Genomic DNA, 15,124 nt, shown 5'->3' with positions numbered 1-15,124 from the left:
TTCAGGCGGCCGAGTGGGGCTGACGGGTATCCTCGCGCTCGCCGAGGTTGCGCAGCAGGATGCCGTAGTCAACGTCCACTTCCTTCGGTACCGGCACGTAGACCACGTGGCCGTTGCCCGGTGCGGTGTCGATGAGCTCGCCCTTGCGGTTCTGCATCTGCTCCAGATTGAAGCTGAGGTTGCCCTGCGGGGTCATCAGCTCCAGGCTGTTGCCCACCAGGAACTTGTTCTTCACTTCGACTTCGACCATGTCGCCGTTGCGACCGGTGATTTCGCCGACGAACTGCTGGGTATCGGAGACAGAGTAGCCGTAGTCGTAGTTCTGGTATTCGCTGTGGTTGTGACGGCGCAGGAAGCCCTCGGTGTAGCCGCGGTGGGCCAAATTTTCGAGGGTGCCCATCAGGCTGCGGTCAAACGGCCGGCCGGCTACGGCATCGTCTATCGCCTTGCGATAGACCTGGGCGGTGCGCGCGCAGTAGTAGAAGGACTTGGTACGGCCTTCGATCTTCAGCGAATGGACGCCCATCCTGGTCAGCCGCTCCACGTGCTCGACGGCGCGCAGATCCTTGGAGTTCATGATGTAGGTGCCGTGCTCGTCCTCGAACGCGCTCATGTACTCGCCCGGACGGTTGGACTCTTCCAGCAGCACCAGGGCATCGGTCGGTTTGCCGGCACCCAGGGTCGGGTCCACTTTCTGCACGGCGATGGGCTCCTGGCGGTGGACGATCTGGCCCACCTCGTCCTCTTTACCCTCGTGCACCTTGTACTCCCAGCGGCAGGAGTTGGTGCAGGTGCCCTGGTTGGGGTCGCGCTTGTTGATGTAGCCGGAGAGCAGGCAGCGGCCGGAGTAAGCCATGCACAGCGCCCCATGGACGAACACCTCCAGCTCCATCTCAGGCACCTGCATGCGGATCTCCTCGATCTCGTCCAGCGACAGCTCGCGAGAGAGGATGGCACGGGTCAGGCCCATCTGATGCCAGAACTTGACCGTGGCCCAGTTGACCGCGTTGGCCTGCACCGAGAGGTGAATGGGCATGTCCGGGAAGGCTTCACGCATCATCATGATGAGACCGGGGTCGGACATGATCAGCGCATCCGGGTTCATCTCCACCACGGGGCGCATGTCGCGGATGAAGGTCTTGAGCTTGGAGTTGTGGGGCTGGATGTTGGCCACCACGTAGAACTGCTTGCCGAGGGCATGGGCTTCGTTGATGCCGAGCTGCAGGTTCTCGTGATCGAATTCGTTGTTGCGTACCCGCAGGCTGTAGCGGGGCTGGCCGGCATAGACGGCATCGGCGCCATAGGCGTAGGCATAACGCATGTTCTTGAGGGAACCTGCGGGGGAGAGCAATTCTGGTTTAAACATGTCGGACTCTTATGTCTGATTGCAAATCAGGACGGCGCCACCTGATGGCGTCGTATGGGTTGAGCGGGGCTCGAGCAGCTTCTCGATGCACCACGACCCGGCGGTGTCTCCATGCTGCACGTTCACAGGGGAGGCACCGGAAACACGGGGTGCGAGATTGTACTCGTCCCTACGTCATCATGCAATTTAGCAGGGGGCGCCGGGAAGGCGCGAGCTGGCATGCCAGCCGCGTTTTGGGGACAGAGCCTGGGGGCAGATCAGTGAGCGAGATGCAACTGGGGAAAGTGGCTGTTCATGAAGTGGCGGGGAACGCGGCCATTGCCGGCCTTGGCCAACCACTCCCAGTTCAGCTTCGGAGAGCCCGCCTTGAAGCGCTGGTAGGCAACCCCCTGATGCACCGTCAGGAACAGGGTGGTAGGCAGCCCCAGCTTGTTGCTGTAACGCACCATCAGATCCCCCTGATAGCGGCTGACCCTGAGCTTGAGTGCCTGCAATGTGAGTCCGTTGGCATGACCATCCTGGTCCCAGACTTCAAACATGATATGAAGACTCCAATGAAGATGTATCCACGATGCGCAATAGCCAGGGTTTTGACAAGTGTCAGATCTGACAGCAAGCAGAGGATAGGCGAGGAGCCAAAAAGCGAAAACCCGGCGCAGGGCCGGGTTTTCTTGAATGATGGTGGAGGGAGAAGGATTCGAACCTTCGAAGGCAGAGCCGTCAGATTTACAGTCTGATCCCTTTGGCCGCTCGGGAACCCCTCCACAGGGGCACTACACAAATTGTTCAGGAAGATGGTGGAGGGAGAAGGATTCGAACCTTCGAAGGCAGAGCCGTCAGATTTACAGTCTGATCCCTTTGGCCGCTCGGGAACCCCTCCACGGGGTATTTTCCTGATTGTTGCACTTGAATGGTGGAGGGAGAAGGATTCGAACCTTCGAAGGCAGAGCCGTCAGATTTACAGTCTGATCCCTTTGGCCGCTCGGGAACCCCTCCCCAAGTGCGAGGCGCATACTAACAGATCCTTGGGCTTTGTGAACCCCTTGCGAACCCTTCTGGCAGTAAAAAGTGACTGTTCGTCGATTTTTTGATACATCCCGCTCAAATTTCATGCTTATCAGCAAGTTGTGTGCTGTTTTTCTGCACAATGCGCATCGGTTACCTGTTCTGCGGGAATGAAAAACAGCATAAAAAAACAAGGCCGCCCTTAATCGGCGGCCTTGTGCTGCGAGGCAGGCTCAGCGTTGGAACGGGTAGACGGAGCCGAGTTTGAGGATCTGGGTCAGCTCGTCCAGTGCATTGCGGGACTCCATCACCAGGGCCGGATCCCGCAGATCGTCCAGGGTCAGGCGATCGCGGTAGTGACGTTCCACCCAGGCGTCCAGACGGGCGAACTGGGCATTGTTGATGAGGCAGGCCGGATTGACGGCGGCCAGCTCCTCGTCATTCATGGCGACCCGCAGTCGCAGGCAGGCGGGTCCGCCGCCGTTGCGCATGCTCTGCTTCACGTCCATGTAGTGCACCTGCTTGATCGGGGTGCCCTGGGTCAGCAGCTTGTCCAGATAGGCTGACACAGCCGGGTTGTCGCGACACTCGGTGGGGGCGATGATGGCCATTTCGCCCGAGGGCAGGGTCAGGATCTGGGTGTTGAACAGATAGGATTTCACCGCATCCAGCACGGAAACTTCCGCAGTCGGCACCTCGATGAAGTGCAGCTCTCCCTCGCCAAACTTGGTGCGCACCTCGGCCAGCGCCGACTCGGTATTGAGGAACGCCTGCTGGTGGAAGAAGAGCACGTTCTGGTTGCCCACCGCGATCACGTCGTTGTGGAACACCCCCTGATCGATCACATCCGGGTTTTGCTGGATGAACACCACGCTCTCGTCACCAAGTCCATGGAGACGGGCGATGGCCTGGCTCGATTCCAGGGTCTGACGGGCCGGGTAGCGCTTGGGCGCTGGGTGGGAGAGATCAAAGGCGCTGCGACCGTAGACGAACAGCTCGACCCCCGCCTCGCCATAGGCGCGGCACAACCGGGTGTGGTTGGCGGCCCCTTCATCGCCGAAGTGATCGTTTTCCGGCAGGTGGAGGTGGTGGCTGAAGTGGCGCTCGTTGTTGAACACGGCGCGCAGGATCCGGCCGGTAACCTCGGGCTCCAGGGAGCGGTGGAATTTGTTGGTCAGGTTGGCAGGGGTGAAGTGGATGCGGCCATCCTGGGTGTCGGCACTCGGTGATACGGTGGCGGCGTTGGCTGTCCACATGCTGGAGGCCGAATAGCAGGCCGCCAGTACGGCAGGGGCCTGTTTGGCAGCCTGTTCCAGCACTCTGGCATCGTTGCCGGTAAAACCGAGGCGGCGCAGGGTGGCGAGATCCGGCCGCTCCTGCGGGGCCAGCACCCCCTGGGTCATGCCAAGTTCGGTCAATGCCTTCATCTTGCGCAGCCCCTGTTTGGCCGCCTCCTTGGGATTGGAGGCTTCCTGGGCATTGCTTTGGGAGGCGACGTTGCCGTAGGAGAGGCCGGCGTAGTTGTGGGTCGGGCCGACCAGACCGTCGAAATTGACCTCGAAGTGCTTCATTGAGTACATCCTTTCGATTTTTATGATGGGTAGCGGTTCCTTCCGCGCGCAATGCGTCGGGGTGGGGCCATTATAAAGAGATTTTATGTTTTTGTAACAACCCGATAACCATCCTCTGTTTTTATGTCGTTTCAGATATAAAAAGAGGAGCGGTATGGCAGAAAATTGAAAAAGCGGTTGCGTCTGGCCCGCACCCTTCGCATTAATAAATAAAGAAGCATGGTAGTTCGGGCTGGTCTGGCAAATTTGTTCACAAGATTGCTTTTTCTCGTCAAATCTCTTATACAGCCCCACAAAACCGCACACCAACCCCGTCGGGTGCAATGAGGATAATAGTTACAGCATGGGCAAATCACTGGTCATAGTGGAGTCTCCGGCCAAGGCCAAGACGATCAACAAATATCTGGGCAAGGACTACGTGGTGAAATCCAGCGTCGGTCATGTTCGCGATCTGCCTACCAGCGGCAGTGCCAGCACCGAGCCCAAGAAACCTGTCATTCGCGGCATCAAGTTGAGCGAATCCGAGAAGGCGGCCAAGGAGCGCAAGGCCCTGTTCGCCCGTATGGGTATCAATCCGACCGCGGGCTGGCAGGCCAACTACCAGATTTTGCCCGGCAAGGAGAAGGTGGTCAGCGAGTTGCAGAGTCTGGCCGAGAAGGCCGACACCATCTATCTCGCAACCGACTTGGATAGAGAGGGGGAAGCGATCGCCTGGCACTTGCGCGAGATCATCGGTGGCGACGACAGCCGCTACAAGCGCGTGGTGTTCAACGAGATCACCAAGAGCGCCATCCAGGAGGCCTTTGCCCAGCCGTCCGAGCTCAACATCGATCGCGTCAACGCCCAGCAGGCCCGTCGTTTCCTCGACCGGGTAGTGGGTTACATGGTCTCTCCGCTCTTGTGGAAGAAGCTGGCTCGCGGCCTCTCCGCCGGCCGGGTGCAGTCGGTCGCGGTGCGTCTCATCGTCGATAAAGAGCGCGAGATCAAGGCCTTCGTACCGGTCGAATTCTGGGATCTGAACGCCGACCTGCTGACCGGTGATAAAGCCGATCTGCGGATGGAAGTGGTCAGCCGCAATGGCGCCGACTTCAAGCCGGTGACCCAGGCCGAGACCTTCGCCGCCGTGGCCGCCTTGGAAGGGGTCGACTACAAGGTGGTGAACCGGGAAGACAAGCCGACCGGCTCCAAGCCGTCCGCTCCCTTCATCACTTCGACCCTGCAGCAGGCGGCCTCCACCCGTCTGAGCTTCGGGGTGAAGAAGACCATGATGATGGCCCAGCGTCTCTATGAGGCGGGTTACATCACCTATATGCGTACTGACTCCACCAACCTCAGCAAAGAGGCGGTCGACGCGGTGCGTGAATACATCGGCGAGCAGTATGGCGCCGCCTACCTGCCGGCCGAACCGAATCTGTACGGCGCCAAGGCCAATGCCCAGGAGGCCCACGAGGCGATCCGCCCCTCCAGCGTGCAGGTGACTGCCGAGATGCTGGAAGGGATGGAGCCGGACGCCATGCGCCTCTACGATCTCATCTGGCGCCAGTTTGTGGCCTGCCAGATGACACCGGCCCAGTACGACTCCTCGACCCTGACCGTCAAGGCGGGCGAGTTCGAACTCAAGGCCCGTGGTCGCACCCTGCGTTTCGCCGGTTGGACCAAGGCGCTGCCCCCCATGGGCCGCAAGGGCGAAGACAGCCAGCTGCCGGCGGTGACCGTGGGTGAGGTGCTGAAACTGGTCAAGCTGGATCCGCGCCAGCACTTCACCAAGCCGCCCGCACGCTTTACCGAAGCGGCGCTGGTGCGCGAGCTGGAGAAGCGCGGCATCGGCCGTCCTTCCACTTACGCTTCCATCATCTCCACCATCGTCGATCGCGGTTATGTGCGGGTCGAGAGCCGCCGTTTCTTCGCCGAGAAGATGGGGGAAATCGTCACCGACCGTCTGGTTGAGAACTTCGTCGAGCTGATGAACTACGAGTTCACTGCCAAGATGGAAGACAAGCTCGATGGCATCGCCGAAGGGAGCCTGGAGTGGAAGAAGGTGCTGGATGCCTTCTACGCCGAATTTACCCAGGAGCTGGCGCAGGCTGACAAGGCACCGGAAGAGGGGGGCATGCGTGCCAACCAGATGGTGCTTACCGACATCGATTGCCCGGATTGCGGTCGCAAGATGGGGATTCGCACCGCCACCACCGGCGTCTTCCTCGGCTGCTCCGGCTACGCATTACCGCCCAAAGAGCGCTGCAAGAAGACCATCAACCTGGTCTCCGCCGACGAGTTCGTCTCCGCTACCGATGGTGACGAGGCCGAAACCGATGCCCTGCGCGCCAAGCACCGCTGCGGCGTTTGCGGCACTGCCATGGATGCCTACATCATCGACGACAGCCGCAAGCTGCACGTCTGTGGCCGTAACCCGGATTGCGACGGCTACGAAATAGAGAAGGGCCAGTTCAAGCTCAAGGGCTATGAAGGGCCGAGCATCGAGTGTGATCGCTGTGGTTCCGAGATGCAGCTCAAGAACGGCCGCTTTGGCAAGTACATGGGCTGCACCAACGAGACCTGCAAGAATACTCGCAAGATCCTGAAAAATGGCGATATCGCACCGCCGAAAGAGGATCCGGTGCCGCTGCCCGAGCTGAAATGCACCCAGTCCGACGCCCACTTCGTGCTGCGTGACGGGGCGGCCGGTCTGTTCCTGGCGGCCAGCAACTTCCCCAAATCCCGCGAAACCCGCGCGCCCTTGGTGGAAGAGCTCAAGCGCTTCAAGGATCGCATATCGGCCAAGCACAAGTACCTGGCTGAAGCACCGCAGACCGACCCGGACGGCAACCCCGCTATCGTGCGCTTCAGTCGCAAGACCAAGGAGCAATACGTGATGAGCGAGGTCAACGGCAAGGCAACTGGCTGGACCGCCCACTACGACAACGGCACCTGGCAACAGAGCTTGCCAAAAGCGAAGAAAGCCTGATGAACAAGAGGCCCCGATACGGGGCCTCTTTGTTTATTGGAGGCGATATACTGAGAGCCGGCTGCAAGGAGTGCAGTGTTGGAACAAGGAGGTTGTGATGGAGATTAGCGAGATCCGTCCGGGCATGAATTATCTGACCCGGGAAGGGGCGGCCTATGTGCTGGAAGTGGACAGGCAGAGCCTGCTGGTGCTGGTGCAGCGTGAGGATGAAACCATTCCGGTGCAGGTGCGCAGCGATGCCATCCTGGCACTGCTGGAGTAGCATCGCCCCGTCATCTCGTCAAAACGGTAACAGAAAGAGCAGCTCGGCGAGATCGGGCTGCCACTGCCACTCCCGAATCCTGACTCGCCCGCCTATCACCACGACGCCCTCCTCTTGCAGGCGCCCGGTCTGCTCTGCAAATCCGTTTGATCCTTTTGGCAGCGAAATGGTGCCGCCGGCCCCTATCACCCTGTGCCAGGGCAATACCTTGTCGGTTTCCCGCAGCACCTTGCCCACCAACCTGGCGCGCCCTGGCAGGCCGGCCAGATCGGCAACCTGACCGTAGCTCGCCACCTTTCCCGGCGGGATCAGGGCGATGATGGCCTCAATACGGGCGATCTTGTTGGTGGGTAAAGGGGTGGTGATGGACATGGTGTCAGGTTCCCAAAAAGCAGAAGCGCCATTGTGGCGCTTCTGCTGCTTGCCTGACAACCCGCTCAACCAAAGGTCTGGCTGATCCGCTTGAGCTGCTTGGCCCGTTCCAGCAGTTGCTGGCTCGACGCGTCCACGCACTGGATCTGCTCGCTATTGGCCCGGGAGTACTGGGAGATCTGGTTGATGCTGCGGCTGATATCTTCCGCCACCGCCTGTTGCTGCTCGGCGGCAGCGGCGATCTGGGCTGAAAACTCCGACACCTGCTCAATTTCATCAAGTACGTCGTGCAGGCTGCTGGAGCCCTGGCGGGTCATCTCGGCACAGCGCCGGGTCTGTTCCAGATTGCTCTGCATCATGACTTTCCACTGTCCCAGGGTTTGCTGGATCTGGGTGATGCTGCCCTGGATCTGCTCGGTCGCCTTGTGAGTGCGGGTCGAGAGGGTGCGTACCTCGTCGGCGACCACCGCAAAGCCGCGCCCTTGCTCGCCAGCGCGTGCCGCCTCGATGGCGGCGTTGAGGGCCAGCAGATTGGTCTGATCGGCGATGCCCTGGATCTCCACCATCACGGTACCGATCCGCTCAGACTCGCTGGCCAGCTCCACGGCGGAGTGGAAGGCCTGCTCGGCTTGGCGAGTGAGCTGTTCTATCTGCTGTTCGGTCTGGCCGAGCTGTCGATCGGTATCCATGCAGTGGTTGCGGGCCTCGCTCACTTGCTGATTGGTATCCTGGATGTTGCGGGCGATCTCCTGGGCAGTGCTGGCCATCTGGGTCATGGCGGTGGCCATCTGCTGGGTCTGGGCATCCTGCTCCGTGATGTCGTGATAGGCCTGGTGGGAAGCCTGTTGCAGGTTGGTTGCCAGGGCTTGTAGCGGATGGGTGGCATCATTGACTCGTCCCAGCACGGTCCGGATGCGGGCCTGCCACATCTTGAGGTGGAAGTCGGCTATGGCGCCGGGTTTGTCCCCCGAGTAGATGAGCCGGGTCAGGCTGTCATATTCGTGCTCCAGCTGACGCAGGTAGCGGGGCAGGGCGAACAGCTCGCGCCAGTAGGCGACGGAGAGCAGCAGCAGGGGCAACAACATCCACAAAGCTCCCAGCCAGCCATGCCAGTGGACGGCCGCCGCCAGGATGGCCAGCAGCAGGGCGGGCACCAGCAGATGACGCACCCTGGTCAGCGAGACGTTCAATTTGGCATGACCCTGTTCGCTTCTGAGCAGGTTGCGATAGGTGAGGGTGGCAATCTCCTTGTGACGGGGATCCGGCCGGGTGCGTACTGACTGGTAGCCGCAGATCTGATCCCCTTCGTAGATGGGAGTGACATAGGCATCGACCCAGTAGTAGCGGCCATCCTTGCAGCGATTTTTCACCATGCCGCGCCAGGGTTTGCCCTCCTTGAGACGCTGCCACAGATCGGCAAACGCGACCCTGGGCATATCGGGATGACGCACCATATTGTGGTTCTGGCCCAGCAACTCTTCGCTGCTGTAGCCGGCGATTTCGCAAAAAGCGGGGTTGGCGTAGGTGATCACGCCGCGAAGATCGGTCGTGGAGACGAGCTGCACATCGGCAGGAACGTCCACTTCGCTATCCACTGTGTGGATCTCTCGGTGAGTCATGATCATGCGCCCCTTTTGTTATTGATAATGAAGTTTTTTAAGTGTGGCATATCCGACCCGGAGTGCTTCTTTTCCATATGAAGGGTGGGGTGGTTTCGTTGGGCGCCGAATTTTGTCAGGATATGGTGAGAAAAGGTAGAGAAAAGTTGTATTTTTGTTGGTTGTTTATAAAAAAAAGGCGGCCAGCAGGCCGCCCAAAAAGAGACAACATTACCTCTGTGGCATCCGGTAGCGCACCTGCTGCTGGTCGAGGATCTGCAACTGTCCCGGCAGACGGGCAGCGAAATGATCCCATGCCTTGTGGACCGGATTGCTCCAGGCCACTTCGGCAGTCGCCAGCATGCGCGGAAACAGCATGTAGTCGAGACGATCACGGGAGGTGATCAATTCTGACCACAGGGGGCTCAATACCCCGAGGATGTTATCGTTGGCATGGAAATTTGCCGGAGCCGGGTCGCATGCGTAGACCTGCTCCAGATTGAGGGTGCCCGCCCAGTAGAGGCCAGGCTCGTGAATGTCCTGGCTCCAGGCCAGATCGAGATAGAGATACTGGGCCGGCGCCATGACCACCGGATAACCGGCGGTGGCGGCATCCAGTCCGGCCTGGAAGCTGGTCCAGGCGAACACGGCGGCATCCCGGCTCACCTTGTCGCCATGCAGTATCTCCTCCCAACCCAGCATCTGTTTGCCCTTGCCGGCCAGATAGCGCTGGCAGTGGCGCAGCAAATGGCCCTGCAGCTCGCGGCACTCCTGGTATCCCTGTTGTGCCATCAGTCGCTGGCAGGCCGGGCTGTCGGTCCAGACCCCGGTCGGCACCTCGTCTCCGCCCATGTGTACCTGGGGGCCCGGGAACAGCTCGCACACCTCGTCGATCACCGTCTCCAGGAACCGGTAGGTACCCGGCAGCGCCGGGTTGAGCACGTTGTCGTCGAAATGCTGTACCGACAGGTAGCGGGAGCGATCCTCTTCCTCAGTCAGCAACTCGGGCAGTGCCTTGATGGCCGCATGGCAATGACCCGGAATGTCGATCTCCGGGATGATGGTGATGCCGAGCCCGGCGCCGTAGGCCACCAGTTCGCGCACTTCGCTCTGGGTGTAGTAGCCACCGTAAGGTTCGGGGCCGCCGCTCAGCTGGGGATCCACCGCCAGCCCGTGGCCCCGCCAGGCACCTTGCTCGGTGAGCGCCGGGAAGGCCTTGATCTCGAGGCGCCACCCTTCGTCATCGGTCAGATGCCAGTGGAAGCGGTTGAACTTGTAGAGACTCATCAGCTTGAGCAGACGCTTGATGGTCGCGGTGCTGTGAAAGTGGCGGGCGCAGTCGAGAAAGATGCCGCGAAAGCCAAAACGGGGGGCATCCTCCAGCTTGACGCAGGGCAGGCTCTCGCCGTGTTGCAGGTACCACTGGGCCAGGCTGACCAGACCGTGGCGCCAGCCCGCCTCGCCCGCTGCACTGATCACTATCTCCTCTGGCGTGATGGCCAGATGATAGGCCTCGGGGGTGAGGGGGGCCTCGATGAGGCGGATCCCTGCGTCGTGATCCTGATCCAGGGCCAGCCCGGTGAGCTCGTTGAAGTGGGCCAGCAGGGCGCTCAGGTTGCCCGGTCCGCTGACGTGGGCACGCTCCGCCAGCCTGAAATTCCCCTCCAGCAGGGCGAGCTGGGCCGGTTGCGGTACTATGCCGCACAGGGGCTCCACCGGTGGCAGGTCGGGTTCACTGACGGCGGGGGCATCCAGCGCAATATCCTGCCCGGCCAGGGTGACAGGCTGCAGGCTGGCGCCCGTGGCGGCCTCCGGCAGGCTCAGGAAAAATCCCTGCGGCATGTCGGAGAGCCGCTTGATGGGGGTATTGCGGCAGCAAAAAGTCAGCTCGCTGTTGCCCCCTTGGGGCGCCAGCACCTTGTAACTGCCGCTCTGGCGCTCAAGCCGGCCCCCCTGTACCGACGCGGGGTCGATGTGACGTGCCAGGCAGAAGTGGAGCTTCCACTGGGCGTCCGGCAAGTGAGACAGATTGAACTGGAACCAGACATCTTCGCCATCACGTCGGACGACCTGGGTGTGGATCAGGGGTGTAGACATGGATATTCCTCCGATTGGGCAAACAGGATGGCGCCGTCAAGGGCATCGGCCTTGGGGGTCGCAAGGTTGAAACGGGCGAGGCGGGGGGCGAGACGCATGCCGATGCCGCCAAGCAGGGCGATCCGGTGCGCGCCAAGCTGCTGCATGCCATCCAGCAGCTGCGCCAGCTGGGTACAGGTTTCGTCAAGCAGCTGGCAGGCGAGCTCGTCGCCATCGCTGGCGGCATCGAATACCCAGGGGGCGAAGTGGCCATATTCGGCCGGGATGGCACGGGCCGCCCAGCGCACCACCTGGGCCTGATCCCGCTTGAAGTGATCCATCAGTCGCACCGCCAGGGTGCTGGGGGGCAGGATACCGTCGTGGCAGAGCAGGGATTGCTGGAGGGCGCGCAGCCCCAGCCAGGCGCCGCTGCCGAGATCCGAGATGGGAAAACCCCGCCCCGAGCAGGTGCGGATCTGCCTGCCCTGATAAATGAGGCCGGCCGAGCCGGTACCGGCGATGAGGATGGCCCCCTCCTGGCCGGCGAAGGCACCGAGACAGGCACCGAAGGCATCGGAAGTCAGCTTGACGCTGGCAAAGGGAAAGGGCATGGCCAGCATAGCGTGATAGCAATCCGCCAGCTCGGCGGAGGCGAGCGCGAGGCCCACTCCCATCTGCTGTTCGCACTCCTGGCCAAGTCCGGCCGTCTGCCGGGCGCTGGCGATGGCTGCCAGCACGTTGGCGTGGGCATGCAGGATGCCGAGCTCCAGATTGGAGCCGGCGGCCCGTCCCTCGCCCAGGAGTTTGCCCGCCCGGTTGCGAATACGGGCGCGGGTGTGGGTGCCACCGCCATCTACCCCGACCCAGAACTCAATCATGGTGACCTCCCAGCGCGCTTTGCCAGCTGATGGCCAGGGCAAACCAGGCGGAATGTATGGAGGATCCACTGTTCTCCCCACTGCCAATGATGTTCGAGCCGATCTCAATCATGGTGGCCTCCCTGCACGCTCTGCCAAGTGATGGCCAGGGCAAACCAGGCGGAATGTATGGAGGATCCACTGCTCTCCCCACTGCCAATGATGCTTGAGCCGATCTCAATCATGGTGGCCTCCCTGCGCGCTTTGCCAAGTGATGGCCAGGGCAAACCAGGCGGCGTGGGGGATCCACTGCTCGCCCCAGCGCCAGTTTTGATCGAGCCGCTCCTTGTACTCTTGCGGAATAAAGGCGACGTCAGCCTCGTCATCGAAGCCGGCAGTGATGCCGTTGCAGATCCCGCCTTGCGCATTGGGGTAGCCTGCGGTGTAGCTCGGGTTGTTGATGCCGTGGCCCGCCAGCATGCAGGCATTGAAGGGGTTTTGTCCCAGGATCCAGTCGAGCTGGCGCTGACCGAAATTGAGCAGAAGCTTGCGCTGGCTAGGCAACCGGGTGGCAGCGGCAAAGGCCATGGTCGCGAGAGAGGCCAGTCGGGCGTTCTCCCCCTGCCACCAATAACCGGATTCGTTGTGGTGGGGCATAAAGAAGCTGATACGCGGCGCTTCGCCAACCCCTTTCACATACTGGCGAGCGAGAGAGAAGGGGTTGCCCGCCCGGGCGCACAGCGCCAGCTCGGCGGCCAGCGCCTGCTCGATCACGCTCTGCACCGCGGCCTTGCGCTCCCGATCCGTCTCTACCCCCAGGTATTCAAGCAGCGCCAGCACCGGCAAGCCCGCTTCGGCGGCGTGGTAGTAGGGGCGCGAGCCATCCTGGTTGGCGGACCAGTAGTGGCCGAGATCCGGGTGGCTGCGCTGGCGGGCGCACAGCTTGCCGGCCCGATCCCGCGCCTCGCCGAGCCACTCGGGCCCCAGCGTTTTGGTCAGCTCGACCGCCGCCAGCAGAGCGCAGTAGTCGTCGATGATGTTCTCGCAGCCATCGTCCAGATAGGCGTGGTTGTGCTCGCGCAGGTGCAGGTAGCCGCGCCGCGCAGCCTCGGCATAGCCGCTTGCATCGATATCGCCGCTGATGCTCTCGCGCGCGGCCCGGGCCAGGGCGGCGATGGCCATGCCCCCGCCCTGACGAAAGCCCGCCTGCCAGTCGGCGGATTTGATCCCCTGCTGGGTGGCGTAGGCGCACAGTTCCCTCTGCTCGGGATCCTTGCTCCACTTGTCGAACAGGGTCATGTAGAAAAAGCCGCTCTCATCCTGCATGCGGCAGAGGAAATCGGCGCCGTGCAGCGCCTCGTCATTGAGTCGCTTGCACAGGTTGATGCCGTCGATGTCGCGACGTGTCGCCAGCAGCTCGCGGCACTTGAGCAGGGCCCACACTACCATGGGGGTCTGCTGGGGATTGAGGTAGTTGGCGTAGGAGAGGTGGCTCAGATACTTGCTCATGTCACCGCTGGCGTCGAACCAGCCGCCGTGCACATCCCGGCGCTTGTCAGTACCAAACAGGCGGGCGTTGCGGTCGGCCCGATCGAAGGTGCCGCTGGCGCGCTGTCCCTTGAAATAGTGAATGACATCGGAGAGGCAGCGGCTCGCCAGCAGATCGGGGCCGATGGCAAAGCGGGCGGAGCGCACTATGCCCTGAGCGGTGATCGCCTCCAGCCGGTAGTGGCCGGGCTCCTTGCAGGGGGAGAAATCGGCTTTCCAGTAGGCCCGCCCCTGCCACCCATCCACCCGGCCGGCCGGTTGCAACGGGGTTTCAAACAGAGTCTGGCCATCATCGAGGCGCTGCAGCCGGACATAGCCGCCGAGATCGTGAGGGGAGCAGGTTTGCAGCAGGGCAATCTTCTGGGCGTCGCAGTCGTAACCCACCTGATTGATCAAAAGTTCCATCAAGGTTTACTCCAAAGGTTCTGCGGTCTGGGGGATGCATGGCCCAGGGCCAGAGTCCCCGAATCGAGGCAGGCCGGGCAAGGCTGCCCGGCCAGGGTGTGGCACATCACTCGTACAGGTAGCAGCGGACAAAATGGTTGCTGGCAAGTTGGGTGATGGGGGGCAGGCTCTCCTTGCAGCGGGGCATGGCCTGGTTGCAGCGTCCGGCGAACGGGCAGCCGCAGGATTCCGGCGTCCAGAGCGGGATCTCCCCCTTGCGGCCCCCCTCCAGCTCGGCATGGATGCTCTTCTCGGGATCCGGCACCGCCGAGATGAGCAGCTGGGTGTAGGGGTGCTGGGGGTGGTGCAAAATTTCGTCCACCTCACCCCACTCCACCATGTGGCCCACATACATCACCGCCAGATCCTCGGCCACGTAGCGAGCGGTGGCTATGTCGTGGGTGATATAGAGCATGGAGACGCCGAGCTCGTTCTTCATCTGCTCCATCAGGTTGAGGATGCCGATGCGAATGGAGACGTCGAGCATGGAGGTGGGCTCGTCCGCCAGCACCACTTCCGCCTCCACCGCCAGGTTGCGGGCGATGTTGACCCGCTGGCGCTGGCCGCCGGAGAGCTGGTGCGGGTACTTGGCCGCCGTCGCCTTGGCCGGGGTCAGCCCCACTTTTTCCAGCAGGGTGTAGACCATCTCGGGCAGATCTTTTTTGTCGATCACCTTGCTGTGCAGCAGCAGGGGGCGGGCGATGTGGTGGTAGATGGTGTGGGTGGGGTTCAGTGAACCGAACGGATCTTGCCATACCATCTGCACGCTCTGGCGATAGTCGAGCAGGGCTGTGCCCTTGTTGAACTCCTCCAGATCCCGGCCGCGATAGAGGATGCGGCCAGCGCTCAGCTTGTACATCTTGGCGATGATCTTGGCGATGGTGCTCTTGCCGGAGCCCGACTCACCCACCACCGCCAGGGCGCGGCCCCGGTGCAGGTTGAAGGTGATGTCGGAGAGGGCCCGCATCTTGCCACTCTTGATGGCATTGGAGTTGATGGGGAAGTCCTTGTAGAGGTGCTGGACTTCGATGATGGGGGCATCGGTGTTGGCGATTTGCAT

11 protein-coding genes and 3 tRNA genes are annotated in these 15,124 nt (G+C 61.7%); 2 read left to right on the top strand and 12 right to left on the bottom strand.

Annotated features, from left to right (window positions below; all coding sequences use genetic code 11):
- Position 1 precedes the first annotated feature (1 nt).
- From yegQ to astB, 6 genes are all read right to left on the bottom strand, one after another.
- Positions 2-1,366 carry a tRNA 5-hydroxyuridine modification protein YegQ gene (gene yegQ / locus I6L37_RS20480; RefSeq protein WP_042024772.1) on the bottom strand — a complete coding sequence of 455 codons (1,365 nt, stop codon included), beginning with the start codon at positions 1,364-1,366 and terminating at the stop codon, positions 2-4.
- A gap of 257 nt (positions 1,367-1,623) precedes the next feature.
- Positions 1,624-1,905: a hypothetical protein gene (locus I6L37_RS20475; protein WP_042024773.1), complete on the bottom strand. Its 282-nt coding sequence runs from the start codon at positions 1,903-1,905 to the stop codon at positions 1,624-1,626.
- 140 nt (positions 1,906-2,045) lie between these two features.
- A tRNA-Tyr gene (locus tag I6L37_RS20470) sits at positions 2,046-2,130 on the bottom strand.
- A gap of 31 nt (positions 2,131-2,161) precedes the next feature.
- A tRNA-Tyr gene (locus I6L37_RS20465) sits at positions 2,162-2,246 on the bottom strand.
- Between the two features lie 31 nt (positions 2,247-2,277).
- A tRNA-Tyr gene (locus I6L37_RS20460) sits at positions 2,278-2,362 on the bottom strand.
- Between the two features lie 242 nt (positions 2,363-2,604).
- On the bottom strand, positions 2,605-3,942 hold the full coding sequence (gene astB, locus I6L37_RS20455) for an N-succinylarginine dihydrolase (protein ID WP_216992826.1): 1,338 nt from the start codon (positions 3,940-3,942) through the stop codon (positions 2,605-2,607).
- A gap of 343 nt (positions 3,943-4,285) precedes the next feature.
- Between astB and topA the strand changes: the two genes are divergently transcribed.
- On the top strand, positions 4,286-6,907 hold the full coding sequence (topA, locus tag I6L37_RS20450; protein WP_061475589.1) for a type I DNA topoisomerase: 2,622 nt from the start codon (positions 4,286-4,288) through the stop codon (positions 6,905-6,907).
- A gap of 97 nt (positions 6,908-7,004) precedes the next feature.
- A complete protein-coding gene (locus I6L37_RS20445) occupies positions 7,005-7,169 on the top strand; it encodes a hypothetical protein (protein WP_197064410.1) in 165 nt (54 codons plus the stop codon).
- An 18-nt stretch (positions 7,170-7,187) separates the two neighbouring features.
- Here the strand turns inward: I6L37_RS20445 and I6L37_RS20440 are convergent, their stop codons facing one another.
- The 6 genes from I6L37_RS20440 to I6L37_RS20415 form a co-directional block, all read right to left on the bottom strand.
- The gene (locus I6L37_RS20440) at positions 7,188-7,541 is read right to left on the bottom strand and encodes an MGMT family protein (RefSeq protein WP_216992825.1); all 354 of its coding nucleotides are present in this window, start codon (positions 7,539-7,541) and stop codon (positions 7,188-7,190) included.
- 65 nt (positions 7,542-7,606) lie between these two features.
- Positions 7,607-9,160 (bottom strand): PAS domain-containing methyl-accepting chemotaxis protein, encoded by a 1,554-nt coding sequence (locus tag I6L37_RS20435; RefSeq protein WP_216992824.1) that lies wholly within the window; start codon positions 9,158-9,160, stop codon positions 7,607-7,609.
- Between the two features lie 210 nt (positions 9,161-9,370).
- Complete coding sequence (locus I6L37_RS20430) at positions 9,371-11,236, bottom strand: beta-N-acetylhexosaminidase (protein WP_216992823.1); 1,866 nt, start codon at positions 11,234-11,236, stop codon at positions 9,371-9,373.
- A complete protein-coding gene (locus I6L37_RS20425) occupies positions 11,221-12,093 on the bottom strand; it encodes a BadF/BadG/BcrA/BcrD ATPase family protein (protein ID WP_216992822.1) in 873 nt (290 codons plus the stop codon). Before I6L37_RS20425 ends, I6L37_RS20430 begins: the two co-directional genes overlap by 16 nt.
- Positions 12,094-12,309: 216 nt before the next feature.
- Positions 12,310-14,025, bottom strand: coding sequence for a glycoside hydrolase family 9 protein (locus tag I6L37_RS20420; protein ID WP_216992821.1), 1,716 nt, complete (start codon positions 14,023-14,025; stop codon positions 12,310-12,312).
- 106 nt (positions 14,026-14,131) lie between these two features.
- The gene (locus I6L37_RS20415) at positions 14,132-15,124 is read right to left on the bottom strand and encodes an ABC transporter ATP-binding protein (protein WP_042024780.1); all 993 of its coding nucleotides are present in this window, start codon (positions 15,122-15,124) and stop codon (positions 14,132-14,134) included.

Source organism: Aeromonas sp. FDAARGOS 1407 (assembly GCF_019048725.1).
Lineage (GTDB): Bacteria > Pseudomonadota > Gammaproteobacteria > Enterobacterales > Aeromonadaceae > Aeromonas > Aeromonas enteropelogenes.
The sequence above is the reverse complement of the archived record's forward strand: the minus strand, read 5'-3'. Positions and strand labels throughout refer to the sequence as shown.